Annotated in this window: 10 protein-coding genes; 8 read left to right on the plus strand and 2 right to left on the minus strand. The window is 35.8% G+C overall.

The annotated features are described in order from the left end of the window. Positions 1-18: 18 nt before the first annotated feature. Positions 19-2283, plus strand: a complete 2265-nt coding sequence (locus tag AZF04_RS08470; protein WP_235599965.1) for a DNA internalization-related competence protein ComEC/Rec2 — start codon at positions 19-21, stop codon at positions 2281-2283. Between the two features lie 76 nt (positions 2284-2359). Here AZF04_RS08470 and AZF04_RS20635 read toward each other — a convergent pair whose 3' ends face one another. Beyond that, the gene (locus AZF04_RS20635) at positions 2360-2497 is read right to left on the minus strand and encodes a YqzM family protein (RefSeq protein WP_045486040.1); all 138 of its coding nucleotides are present in this window, start codon (positions 2495-2497) and stop codon (positions 2360-2362) included. 1117 nt (positions 2498-3614) lie between these two features. Between AZF04_RS20635 and holA the strand changes: the two genes are divergently transcribed. After that, complete coding sequence (gene holA, locus AZF04_RS08475; protein ID WP_061948352.1) at positions 3615-4628, plus strand: DNA polymerase III subunit delta; 1014 nt, start codon at positions 3615-3617, stop codon at positions 4626-4628. Positions 4629-4671: 43 nt separating this feature from the next. On the opposite strand, the gene rpsT is transcribed toward holA, so the two are convergent. Next, positions 4672-4938 carry a 30S ribosomal protein S20 gene (gene rpsT, locus AZF04_RS08480; protein ID WP_045486035.1) on the minus strand — a complete coding sequence of 89 codons (267 nt, stop codon included), beginning with the start codon at positions 4936-4938 and terminating at the stop codon, positions 4672-4674. 212 nt (positions 4939-5150) lie between these two features. On the opposite strand from rpsT, the gene gpr reads away from it, so the two are divergent. The 6 genes from gpr to hrcA all read left to right on the plus strand — a co-directional run bounded on the left by gpr (position 5151) and on the right by hrcA (position 12647). Further along, complete coding sequence (gene gpr / locus AZF04_RS08485; protein ID WP_061948353.1) at positions 5151-6287, plus strand: GPR endopeptidase; 1137 nt, start codon at positions 5151-5153, stop codon at positions 6285-6287. A 166-nt stretch (positions 6288-6453) separates the two neighbouring features. Continuing rightward, positions 6454-7608 (plus strand): stage II sporulation protein P, encoded by a 1155-nt coding sequence (spoIIP, locus tag AZF04_RS08490; RefSeq protein WP_045486029.1) that lies wholly within the window; start codon positions 6454-6456, stop codon positions 7606-7608. Between the two features lie 18 nt (positions 7609-7626). Further along, positions 7627-7989 carry a hypothetical protein gene (locus AZF04_RS08495; RefSeq protein WP_061948354.1) on the plus strand — a complete coding sequence of 121 codons (363 nt, stop codon included), beginning with the start codon at positions 7627-7629 and terminating at the stop codon, positions 7987-7989. A gap of 144 nt (positions 7990-8133) precedes the next feature. Continuing rightward, the gene (gene lepA / locus AZF04_RS08500) at positions 8134-9954 is read left to right on the plus strand and encodes a translation elongation factor 4 (protein ID WP_045486024.1); all 1821 of its coding nucleotides are present in this window, start codon (positions 8134-8136) and stop codon (positions 9952-9954) included. Between the two features lie 369 nt (positions 9955-10323). Beyond that, positions 10324-11496, plus strand: a complete 1173-nt coding sequence (hemW, locus tag AZF04_RS08505) for a radical SAM family heme chaperone HemW (RefSeq protein ID WP_061948355.1) — start codon at positions 10324-10326, stop codon at positions 11494-11496. Positions 11497-11624: 128 nt separating this feature from the next. Further along, on the plus strand, positions 11625-12647 hold the full coding sequence (gene hrcA / locus AZF04_RS08510) for a heat-inducible transcriptional repressor HrcA (RefSeq protein ID WP_061948356.1): 1023 nt from the start codon (positions 11625-11627) through the stop codon (positions 12645-12647). The last annotated feature ends 23 nt before the right edge of the window (positions 12648-12670 follow it).

Raw genomic sequence — 12670 nt, forward strand, 5'->3', positions numbered from 1 at the left:
GCTTGTATATGTTCAACAGTGCTCGGATTATTCTTGATAATCAAAGGTCCGAGCCTTCTTCTTTTATTTTGTTTTTTTCTCCTCGTCGTATACCTTCTTTTTTTGAAAAACCTTTCATATGTAAAGTGGATATATTCCTTGGCTTTTTTCCTAGTATTCATTGGTATTGCTTTTATACATGAGCAGACAAACGAGAGCATGTATAAGGAAGGTTTATTAGAAACGACTATTGTTCCTATCATGATACCTAGATTAGATGGAGACCGGCTTTCAATGACCGTTCGAACTGAAGAGAACGAAAAGCTACAAGTAGTCAGCTATATAAAAGAACAGAAATATAAAGAGCAACTTGAACAAATAAAACCCGGAGAGCGGTGTAGGGTCAAAGGGAATTTAGAAATCCCTTCTTCTGCTACAAACTTTTATGCTTTTGATTATGCTGAATTTCTTTATCAAAACAAAATACATTGGGTTTATAACATAGATGGTCCTATTAGCTGTAAGAATACGAATCCATCTCTTTACTATAGCTTTCAGCAATATAGACAAAACCAAATGAAGAAACTAGAATCTCTTCATTTGGAAATGTCTAGTTTAATGATTGCGCTGTTATTTGGAGACCGTTTTTACTTTGAGACGGATGTCATTAATGCTTACCAAAGGCTAGGGATTTTACATTTACTTGCTATTTCAGGGCTGCATGTCGGTATTATTGTTGCTGCGTTATTTTATTCTATGATTAGAATAGGTATTACGAGAGAAAGAGCACAAGAGCTGCTTTTAGTATTCCTTCCAATTTATGCTATTTTCGCTGGAGCTGCCCCACCTGTATTAAGAGCTACAGCCATGACTTTTATAGCGATTTGCTTTTGGCGGTTTCAAAAGAAATTAGAGCCCCTTTTAAGTATTTCCATTGTCTTTTTTCTATATTTAATGCTCGATCCTTATGCGATCTTTCAATTAGGGTTTCAGCTATCCTTTGCTATATCCTTCGGTCTTATTCTCTCCGCTACTTGGATACAAAGCTTTTCCACCCATTATTTTTATCGATTAATAGTCGTATCTGCATTATGTCAGTTTCTTTCTTTTCCATTTATTGTGTATCATTTCTACGAGCAATCTTGGTTCCAGCTGCCTTTAAATCTTATTTATATCCCTTTTATTAGTTTAATTGTTTTACCTTTTGTGTTAGCGAGTTATTTACTTTATTTAATTCTTCCAGTGATAACTTATCACCTCATTCATTTTATAGACCCTGTTATGTTGTTCATTCATCGATTTTTAATTTGGATAGAATCACAATTGAATGTATATATCTTATTTGGAAGGCCGTCTAGCTTCGTTCTATTTGCTTTATGTACCATAATGATTTATACACTCGTGCTATTAGAAAGAAAGCCGCATTATTGGATACGAAAACTATTGGTTGTGTGGACTGTATTAATAACGTTTCATTTCATTAACCCTTACTTACAAAGCCATGCAACGGTTACTATGATTGATGTTGGTCAGGGGGATAGCATTTTAATTGAATTTCCTTATCGTAAAGCTGTTTATTTAATTGATACAGGTGGAACGATATCTTTTCCTAAAGAGGAATGGCAAATTAGAAATTCTGCATTTGAAGTAGGGGAAGATATTCTGGTTCCTTTTTTAAAAGCAAAAGGAATTCGTAAGATTGATAAATTAATCTTGACGCATGGTGATTACGATCATGTAGGTGGAGTTGAAGGATTATTAAAACACATAGCCGTTGATGAAATTATATATCCGGTAGGAGAATTAGATGAAGGTGAGATAAATTTATTTAAAATATGGAGTCAACATCAGTCAAACTTAACTTTTGTAAGAGAAGGGGATAAATGGAAAGAAGGGAATGCCTACTTTAAAGTACTGTCTCCATCTGGAGATGAGGAAGGTAGAAACGAGAGATCAATTGTCTTATATTTGTACATGGAACGAATCTCGTTATTATTTATGGGTGATTTAGAAGAAGAGGGTGAACAAAAGGTGATCGAAAATTATCCTCAGTTAAAAGCGGATATTTTAAAAGTAGGTCATCACGGTAGTAAAACGTCAACCACGATCCCTTTTGTGAGCCAAATAGAACCAAGTCTAGCATTGATTTCTGCGGGAAGAAATAATCGTTTTGGCCATCCCTATCCTAAAGTGATTGAGACACTTGAAGAACATCAGGTTACTATATATCGAACCGATCAAGATGGTGCGGTAGAGATTAAATTAAAGCAAGGAAAGATCAATATAAATCAGATGATGCAATGAAAATATTAAGGCAAAAAAAGGACTTTCTATGCATGCGGCAAGAAGTCCTTTTTGCTTTTGGTTGAATATGTACCTTCTACAGATGGCTGAACACATCAACCGCTGATGCGACTACAAAAATAAGCGCAAAAAATACGAATGAAACAACGAAGCCTACACCAGAATCTATAGCGTCATTGCGTTTCTCTTGAACATCTTCTTCAAAATGATTCATCTGGTATCCCTCCTTATTCAACTTTAAGTATACGTGATGATTCATGAAAAATCTAGTTTGTTTGTGACGAGATTGTTAAGAAATATCATGTTTTATACGGGTTTTTCTCTGTTTATTGATCTATTCTTTATTTTCGGTTAAGGATCCTTTCTTATACCAGCTTTCTTCTACCTGTATTGTTAAGAGTTGTCACCTATAGTTTAAATTTGCATAGGATATCCTAACAGTATGAAATTGATTATCGTCGAAAAGAAGGATGCCTAGGTACTTCTCTTTTGACGTTTATCATAAATGGGGTTTAGCTTTTAGAGAGCTAAGCCCCTTCTCAATTTTCTGACTTGATTTTTTGTTTCATTTATCTCCATAATTAGCTTGTACAATAAAGGGAAATTAAATAAGCTATTAATATGAATCCATTTCATCATTCATATCTTATAATGAAAACCGAACGATTTGTTTTTTGATTTTCACTTTAGGTAGATGCTTTCCCAAGGGCTTGTCTTCAGCTAACTCTGACTACGCAGAGCGTCGCCAGAGTGGATCTTCAGACTGCGCTGATCCTTTGGGAGTCACTACCTATCGTTACAATCAACAAGTTAATGAACAAACATTCAAGACATCTTTATAACGAAAACCGAGCGATTAGGTTTTTGATTTTCACTTTAGGTAGATGCTTTCCCAAGGGCTTGTCTTCAGCTAACTCTGACTACGCAGAGCTAAGTCAGAGTGGATCTTCAGACTGCACTGATCCTTTGGGAGTCACTACCTACCGTTATAATCAACAAGTGAATTCAAAAACATTCAAGACATCTTTATAACGAAAACCGAACGATTTGTTTTTTGATTTTCACTTTAGGTAGATGCTTTCCCAAGGGCTTGTCTTCAGCTAACTCTGACTACGCAGAGCTTCGCCAGAGTGGATCTTCAGACTGCGCTCTGATCCTTTGGGAGTCACTCCCTACCGTTATAATCAAGAAGTGAATTCGCTAATGTTTAAAACATATAAGAAACGTTCGGTTTTATTCGTTTATAGAGCCATTATGAAATTCACTCAATATAAAATAAAGATGAATGAAACGAAAAATTTACGATACAGTCACTGAATTGGGGAATGAATATGAATTATTTATCACAGAAAAAAGCTATAAAACAAGGGAAAATCGAATCTGTTTATTTTATACATGGTAATCAATCGTTTTTGATGGAGGATTTTTTGCAACAACTTATAAACTACGTACAAACGAAAGAACAGCAACCAAACATCTTGAACTTTCCATTATCAGAAACCCCAATAGAGGTGATCGTGGAAGAAGCTGAAACGATGTCTTTTTTTGGAGGAAATAAAATAATCGTAATTAAGGATTTTTACGCAGTCTCCAGTAAAAAAATCGACTCAAAATTCGATCATGATTTCAAACAATTGGAAAGATACTTAGAGAATCCAGCGCCAGAAACGATTCTTGTCATACTAGCTCCATATGAAAAGCTTGATGAAAGAAAAAAATTAACAAAGCTATTGAAAAAAACAACGGTTGTTGAAGCTAATACTTTCGATGAAAAAACATTAAAAGAATGGTTGATTACAGAAGCGAAAACACGAAATGTGACGCTCGAGATGAATGTAGCTGAACAAATGATGGAGAGAGTTGGTACTAATTTACTTTTGCTCACTCAGGAAATCGATAAGCTAGCACTATATGCGGGTGAAGGTGAAGAAATTACAGAAGATATGGTAAAGCTTCTTGTGTCGAGGACGTTAGAACAGGATATATTTGCTTTAATTGATTTAGCGATTACGAACCAGACGGAAAAAGCCCTTATCATATTTCATGATTTATTACGACAAAAAGAAGAGCCGTTAAAAATATTATCGCTTTTAACGAGGCAAATTCGAATCTATTATCAAGTGAAGGAGCTTTTAAAAAGAGGGTACTCACATAAGGAAATGGCACAATTAGTCAAGCTCCATCCGTATGTAGTAAAATTAGCTAGTCAAAAAGTACATTTATTTGAAGAAGCCCAATTAAAACAGCTAATGAAAGAAGCGGCAGAATGTGATTATTCAATCAAAACCGGTAAAATTGAGAAAGCACTTGCCGTAGAATTGTATATTTTTAAATTAGCTCATTAAAATAAAAAACGACTCGAATATTCGAGTCGTTTTTTATATTCAATTACGCAGTTAAACCGTTTAATTTCTTCGCAAGACGAGATTTTTGACGAGAAGCTGCATTTTTGTGAATAAGTCCTTTATCTGCTGCTTTATCAAGCTTCTTTGTAGCAGAAACAAAAGCAGTTTTTGCGTTTTCAGCATCTCCAGCTTCTACAACAGCTTCAAAGTTTTTAATCGCAGAGCGTAAAGCAGATTTAGTCGCGATGTTTTGTGCGCGTTTTTTATCATTTGTTTTTACACGCTTAATAGCTGATTTAATATTTGGCATATCTTTCACCTCCTGCATGTAACAGTAGCTGTTTTTGATCCATTTTAAATGGTTTCATTTCCTTTATTAAAGGCATGATACTATCACGAATATCATCAGTACAACAATCTGCATTCTATCAAAAACAGACGAGAATTGCAATAGAAGAATGAAAAGTAAAGTAGCAGGAAACGCTAATGATAGTGGATGAAAAGCTGTGAGGAGGAAGAAGAATGTCTAATAATGACCATCTTAATTTAGAAAAATACCAACTTAGAACAGACTTAGCACTAGAAGCTCATCAAATTGCTCTAGAAGAAGAGGAGAAAAAGCAAGAGGTAGAACAAACCAAGCAAACGCCCTCTATAAATGGTGTACTGGTTAATGAACAAGAGGTAGATGGAATTTTAATTACAAGGGTCGAAATTACGGAGCAAGGGGCCGAGCGATTAGGCAAAAAACCAGGTAAATATTTATCTTTTGAATCTCAGGCAATTAGAACACAGGATACTGAAAAACAGGATGTAATGGAAAAGGTATTTGCTGAGCATTTTCATCAATTTTTAGTCGAAGTCGGAATTCAAGAAACGGATTCTTGTTTGGTTGTTGGTTTAGGTAATTGGAATGTTACACCTGATGCATTAGGCCCTATTGCTGTTGAGAATTTACTGATTACAAGACACTTATTTGAATTAGCTCCTGAGCAAGTCCAAGACGGATTTAGAGCTGTTAGTGCTTTATCGCCGGGTGTAATGGGGTTAACTGGAATTGAAACAAGTGATGTGATTTTTGGAATTATAGAAAAGACGAAGCCGGATTTTGTTATAGCCATTGATGCACTTGCTTCACGGTCTATAGAACGAGTAAATGCGACGATTCAAATTTCAGATACAGGAATTCATCCTGGAAGTGGAGTAGGAAATAAGCGCAAAGACTTGAGTAAAGATACTTTAGGGATCCCTGTGATAGCAGTTGGAATTCCAACTGTTGTAGATGCAGTCTCGATAACGAGTGATACGATTGATTTTGTACTAAAACACTTCGGGAAAGAAATGAAAGAAGGAAGAGCTCCATCTAGAGGTTTAGTACCTGCTGGGATGAGTTTTGGAGAGAAAAGAAAATTAACAGATGACGATTTACCATCAGAAGAAAAAAGAGAGACCATTTTAGGAATCATTGGCAACTTAGAAGAAGATGAAAAAAGGCAGTTGATTCAAGAAGTACTAGCCCCTTTAGGTCACAATTTAATGGTCACACCTAAAGAAATTGATGTATTTATAGAGGATATGGCTAATGTTATTGCAGCAGGAATGAACGCAGCGCTACATAAAAACATTAATCAAGGTAACGCAGGGTTTTATACTCATTAAGAAGACAGGTTCAAGTAACTACGGTTGCTTGGCCTTTTTTAGTTTGAAGTATTTATATGATAAAAACCGAAATCATTGGTTCTAACTGTGTTTTCACATCATATTCTTTTAATAGTACAAGCCTTTGGCTTTATTTCAAAGGCTAGGGATTGGAAAGGGTGTAACCATGAAGCGTAGACCAATTGGAATCTATAGTAAACCCAATACGAGTGTGAAAAAAATAGTAGCCTTTATGATTATAGGTTTAATAGGGCTCTTTATTATAACAGGAATGCTAACATCCGTTGCTCCCGATCAAGCCCTTAAATCTTCGTCACTATATAAATGGTCCAATGACATGACAGGAGCCCATTTTTTGCAACTAATGGGAATGGAAAATCAGTATTTTGCTTCTGTGCTTCCAGAAGGAAGTGAAACCGTACAAGTTGGACAAGCATTTTTTGAATTAGTGACGAATATTAAACCAAATGATCCTCGAAGCTTACTAGGTAGAGAGCTACCTGGTTTGAGTTACTATGGCGGAGAAGTTATTATTGCCAGAGATGGGACAAACTATACGGACGTTATCAGTGAATCTGCTCCCCCATTAGAAGTGATTTTAGCGGAGAGGGAAGCAACTAAAGAAGGCTTAGCAAAGCTTGAGGAATTAGAGAAAGAAAAAGAGGAAAGAGAAAGTCGAACACCTGAGGATAAAAAGTCCGTTTATATTATTAACGCTCACAATCACGAATCCTATCTTCCGGAGTTAGAAACAAATGTACCGAATGAGGCGAATCATTCCAAAGTTAATGTTACTTTAGTGAGCGAAAAAATGGCTGGGGAACTTGAGGACCGTGGAATTGGAACAATTGTTGAGGAAAGGGATGTTCAGCGACTAGTAAAAGAAAGAGGCTGGAAGTATAACCGTTCTTATGTGGCATCTCGTGAGTATATAACAGAAACACTTGATCAAGAGGAAGAAATTCAATATGTAATCGATATCCATCGTGATAGTGCAAGAAGAGACAAAACGGCTGTGACGATTAATGGTGAAGAATATGCGAAAATTATGTTTGTTGTAGGTGGGAACCATCCAGATTTCGAAAGTAGCCTAGAGCTTGCTAAGAAAATTGAACAAATGCTAGAAGATCAATACCCAGGAATAAGTCGAGGAGTTATCTTACGAGAGGGTCCTGAAACAAACGGAATTTTTAATCAGGATTTGCCTGTTGACTCATTATTGCTTGAAATGGGTGGAATTGATAATAGTTTAGATGAAGTATATCGAAGCACAGAAGCCATTTCGAAGGTATTTTCTGAATTCTTTTTTGAACAACAGTAGACGTAATGGAGGGGCTTTATGAAAAAGATGATGGTGGTCGTCGCATTAACTGCTCTTACCTTACTATTAGGTGCTTTATCAATGGCTCAATATATGAATGAAAAAGCAGAGCTCTCTGTTCCTGTACCTCTAGAATGGTCAACGAAAGAGCAGGCTTTAGAAGTAGAAGAAAAAGAGAAGGATAAAAGTCAAGGGATTCCGCCAACTCAAGATTTGATTGCTAAGAAAAAACAGACAGAGGAAATCGGATATTACAATTTTTTTTCAGATATTGGTGGTCAGCTATCAGAAAGCTTTAATACGATTAGTCGAAGCTTCTTGGCTAGTATTATGTCTTTTTTTGAAGAGGTATTAAATGCAGAAAAAAATAACGAGTCTTAAATTTAGGAATAGATATTAACTCTACTTTGATGATGGGCTATTGCTTATTTAGAACATACGATTGAAACAAAAGATTGAACAGTACTTCATCGCTTGCTATAATGAGGAATAGTTTATGCTGTACGTATATTAGGAGTGACGTGAATGAATAACGAACAAAGGCGAGCAAGACAAAATAAAATTAGAAACTTTTCTATTATTGCTCATATTGACCATGGGAAATCTACCTTAGCTGATCGTATCCTAGAAAAAACAGGTGCACTAACAGAGCGGGAAATGAAGGAGCAAACGTTAGATGCCATGGATTTAGAGCGTGAGAGAGGTATAACCATTAAATTAAATGCAGTCCAGTTGACTTATACGGCAAAAGATGGAGAAGAGTATATTTTTCATCTAATTGACACCCCTGGGCATGTTGATTTTACGTACGAGGTTTCAAGAAGTTTAGCGGCTTGTGAAGGTGCTCTTTTAATTGTAGATGCAGCACAAGGAATAGAAGCACAGACGTTAGCCAATGTATATTTAGCATTGGATAATGACCTTGAAATTCTACCGGTCATTAACAAAATTGATTTACCAAGTGCTGAGCCGGATCGTGTGAAGCAAGAAGTAGAAGATGTAATCGGATTAGATGCATCGGAGGCCGTATTGGCATCTGCTAAAAATGGTATCGGGATAGAGGACATACTAGAGCAGGTCGTAGAAAAGGTTCCGGCTCCAACGGGTGACCCTGAAGCTCCATTGAAAGCATTGATTTTTGATTCTTTGTATGACTCTTATCGTGGTGTAGTTGCTTATATAAGAATTATCGAAGGAACGGTCAAGCCAGGCCAAAAAATTCGGATGATGGCAACTGGAAAAGAATTTGAGGTAACTGAATTAGGAGTATTTACGCCAAAGGCTGACAAAAGAGATGAACTAACTGTAGGGGATGTTGGATTTCTTTCAGCGGCGATAAAAAATGTTGGAGATACAAGAGTTGGTGACACGATTACAAGTGCGAAAAATCCAGCTTCTGAACCTTTACCAGGCTATCGAAGAATGAATCCAATGGTTTACTGTGGTTTATATCCAGTAGATACAAATGAATATAATGATTTAAGAGAGGCTTTAGAGAGGCTAGAGCTAAACGATGCATCTTTACAATATGAACCAGAAACCTCACAGGCTTTAGGGTTTGGATTTAGATGTGGCTTTTTAGGGCTTCTTCATATGGAAATTATCCAAGAAAGAATAGAGAGAGAATTCGGAATTACTCTTATTACTACAGCTCCAAGTGTTATCTACAATGTCACAATGACTAGTGGAGAAGATTTAAAGGTCGATAATCCAGCGAATATGCCTGATGCACAAAAAATCGAGTATGTTGAAGAGCCTTATGTCAAAGCTAAGGTTATGGTTCCTAACGATTTTGTTGGGGCAGTTATGGAGCTTTGTCAAGGTAAGCGAGGGATTTTTGGTGATATGCAGTATCTCGATGAAAATCGCGTGCAAATTGTCTACGAAATTCCTTTATCTGAAATTGTTTATGATTTCTTTGACCAATTAAAATCTAATACAAAGGGATACGCGTCCTTTGATTATGAATTAATAGGCTACAAGCAATCGAAATTAGTGAAGATGGATATTTTACTAAATTCTGAGACAGTGGATGCTTTATCCGTCATCGTTCATCGTGATTCTGCCTATGAACGTGGAAAAATTATCGTCGAAAAACTTAAAGAGTTAATTCCACGTCAGCAATTTGAAGTGCCTGTGCAAGCGAGTATAGGACAAAAAGTTATTGCTCGCTCTACTATTAAAGCGATGAGAAAAAATGTTTTAGCTAAATGTTATGGTGGAGATATATCACGTAAAAGAAAATTGTTAGAAAAGCAAAAAGAAGGTAAAAAGCGTATGAAGTCAGTTGGTAGTGTAGAAGTCCCTCAAGAAGCCTTTATGGCGGTTTTACGAATGGATGATTAATGAGGTCATGCTTAGCACACCTTAAGTGACTGACAGAGTTTCCAACCTATTGGTAAGATTAGTTGGGAACATTCTCTCATAAGTTTTTTTTGGTCTAAATTAGAATCCCCTACTTTACAGCCGTTGGCAAAAAAATAGTGGGGGTTTTTTTGTTTTACAATCTTTTTTTAAAATGAGGAATCCGAATCTGACATTCTTTTATTGATAAAGATAAATGGACAAACAAGCTTAACGGCTTGCTACTTCTATAGATTTCCTATAAAATACAAATGATTATAATGGAATTCTTATTTACTGTTAACAGCATTTAAATGACCGCAGGAATTAGCTCCTGCGGTTTTTCAATCAATAAAGTAAGGAGGCGATTGGATGAGTAAAGCTTGTTATATCCACATCCCTTTCTGTGAACAAATTTGCTTTTATTGTGATTTTAATAAATTTTATCTTGAGAACCAGCCTGTAGATGAATATATTGAATCTCTTATATTAGAAATGTCATTTAGTCATAGAGATGCTAATGAGCCATTAAAATCGATTTATATCGGTGGAGGAACTCCAACAGCTCTTTCAGCAGAACAGTTAAACCGATTATTAGTAGGGGTCAAACAGAATCTGCCTATCGGACAAGTAAAAGAGTTCACCGTGGAAGTTAATCCCGATAATGCTACAAAGGAACGTTTAAAAGTATTAAAAAAACACGGAGTCAATCGATTAAGTATAGGTGTTCAGTCATTTGATGAACATTTATTAAAAGAAATTGGTCGTACTCATGATGAAGAAAATATATATCGAGCTATCGAGAATTGTCGAGAAATAGGCTTTGACAATATCTCATTAGACTTAATGTTTGGTCTCCCGCATCAAACGATTGAGCAATTTAGACAATCCGTTGCAAAGGCTATAGCTTTGGATGTCGAGCATGTATCAGCTTATTCATTAAAAATTGAAGAAAAGACAATTTTTTTTAATCGTCAAAGAAAGGGTCAATTAACATTACCCCCAGAAGACGATGAGATTGTCATGTACAAAGTTTTGTGTGAAGAAATGAGGAAAAATGGTTTACGACAGTATGAAATCAGTAATTTTGCAAAGCCGGGATTTGAGAGCAATCATAACCTTGTATATTGGAATAATGAAGAGTATGAGGCATATGGTGCAGGTGCGCATGGCTATATAAATGGTTATCGATTTCAAAACCACGGTCCTTTAAATAAATACTTAGAATCGATAAGAAATGGTAAGTTACCGAGGCTATTAGAGCATAAGGTAACCGTTGTCGAACAAATTGAAGAAGAAATGTTTCTAGGTTTGAGGAAAAGAATAGGGTTAAATGACCGTAACTTTCAACAGAAATATGGATATAAAATGAGGGAGTTATTCGATGCACAAATTGAAGACTTACGAAAACGTGATTTGATAGAGGAAGAAGATGGAAACATTCGACTTACTGAGGATGGATTATTACTAGCAAATGAAGTATTTGAGGCTTTTTTGGCTGTTTTAGATGAGTCAAAGCTTTCTTTAAGAGAAAGAAATGATTAATTTCTTTTCTTGAATAAATAAATTCTTTTTTTGTGCGAGCATTTCTTATTGACAAATCAAAGGCTTTTTGATAATTTATCAATAGATTTAGCACTCGGTATGTATGAGTGCTAACAGAGGTGATGAAGATGCTAACATCAAGACAATTATTGATTTTACATGCAATAGTTGATGATTATGTCCGTTCTGCCGAGCCAGTAGGCTCTCGTAGTATTTCTAAACGAGAGGATATTTCCTTTAGTTCAGCCACCATTAGAAATGATATGGCGGACTTAGAGGAGCTTGGTTTTCTAGAAAAGCCTCACAGCTCGGCTGGTAGAATCCCATCTCAACTTGGTTATCGTTACTATGTTGATCATCTTTTAATGCCGCAAAATTTAACGATAAAAGAAAAAGCAACGATTCGCTCTTTGTTTACTGAGAGAGTTCAAGAAATGGAAGATGTTATCCAGCTTTCCGCTAGGATTCTGTCTAACATGACTAGTTATATTTCGATTGTGTTAGGTCCAGAAGTATTTGATTCTAAATTAAAAAACATACAGATTATTCCATTATCTGATGTTTCGGCTATTTTAATTCTTGTAACTGACACCGGTCACGTTGAAAATCAAACGATTGCGATTCCTTCAAATATGGTGGGCGAAGATATCCAAATCATCGTCAATATATTGAATGAACGCTTAGTAGGTGTACCGCTCTATCAGTTAGCAAAGAAAATTAAAACGGAAGTATCTGAAGTGATGAACCATCACCTGAGAAACTCGAATCAAGTACTGAGTGTCATTAGTAGGACTTTAGAGCTTGAAAAACAAGATAAAGTATTCTACAGTGGGAAAATGAATTTGCTCAATCAACCAGAGTTCCGTGACCTTGATAAAGTAAGAGTGATTTTAGATATACTAGAACAAGATCACATAATGAATCAGGTCGTTAGAGGCAAAGAAAATGGTCTGCAAATAAAAATAGGGCATGAAAATAAGCATGAAGCCTTTGATAACTGCAGTATGATTACAGCAAGCTATACAGTGGCTGGGAAGCATATGGGAACGATTGGGATAATAGGTCCTACACGAATGGAATATCGAAGAGTGATTGGAGTTGTAGACACGATATCTGAAAATCTTACTTATTTTTTAAATAAGTTATATTAATATTTTTGAAACCTAATCATTTT

It is taken from the genome of Alkalihalobacillus trypoxylicola, assembly GCF_001590785.1.
In the GTDB taxonomy this organism is placed as follows: Bacteria; Bacillota; Bacilli; order Bacillales; family Bacillaceae_D; genus Alkalihalobacillus; species Alkalihalobacillus trypoxylicola.

What these genes read in the sequence shown, in the direction of transcription:
- hemW (WP_061948355.1), top strand. Translation starts at nt 10,324, where the DNA reads ATGAGTAAAGCTTGTTATATCCACATCCCTTTCTGTGAACAAATTTGC.
- AZF04_RS08495 (WP_061948354.1), top strand. Translation starts at nt 7,627, where the DNA reads ATGAAAAAGATGATGGTGGTCGTCGCATTAACTGCTCTTACCTTACTA.
- rpsT (WP_045486035.1), bottom strand. Translation starts at nt 4,938, where the DNA reads ATGCCAAATATTAAATCAGCTATTAAGCGTGTAAAAACAAATGATAAA.
- spoIIP (WP_045486029.1), top strand. Translation starts at nt 6,454, where the DNA reads ATGAAGCGTAGACCAATTGGAATCTATAGTAAACCCAATACGAGTGTG.
- lepA (WP_045486024.1), top strand. Translation starts at nt 8,134, where the DNA reads ATGAATAACGAACAAAGGCGAGCAAGACAAAATAAAATTAGAAACTTT.
- AZF04_RS20635 (WP_045486040.1), bottom strand. Translation starts at nt 2,497, where the DNA reads ATGAATCATTTTGAAGAAGATGTTCAAGAGAAACGCAATGACGCTATA.
- hrcA (WP_061948356.1), top strand. Translation starts at nt 11,625, where the DNA reads ATGCTAACATCAAGACAATTATTGATTTTACATGCAATAGTTGATGAT.
- holA (WP_061948352.1), top strand. Translation starts at nt 3,615, where the DNA reads ATGAATTATTTATCACAGAAAAAAGCTATAAAACAAGGGAAAATCGAA.
- gpr (WP_061948353.1), top strand. Translation starts at nt 5,151, where the DNA reads ATGTCTAATAATGACCATCTTAATTTAGAAAAATACCAACTTAGAACA.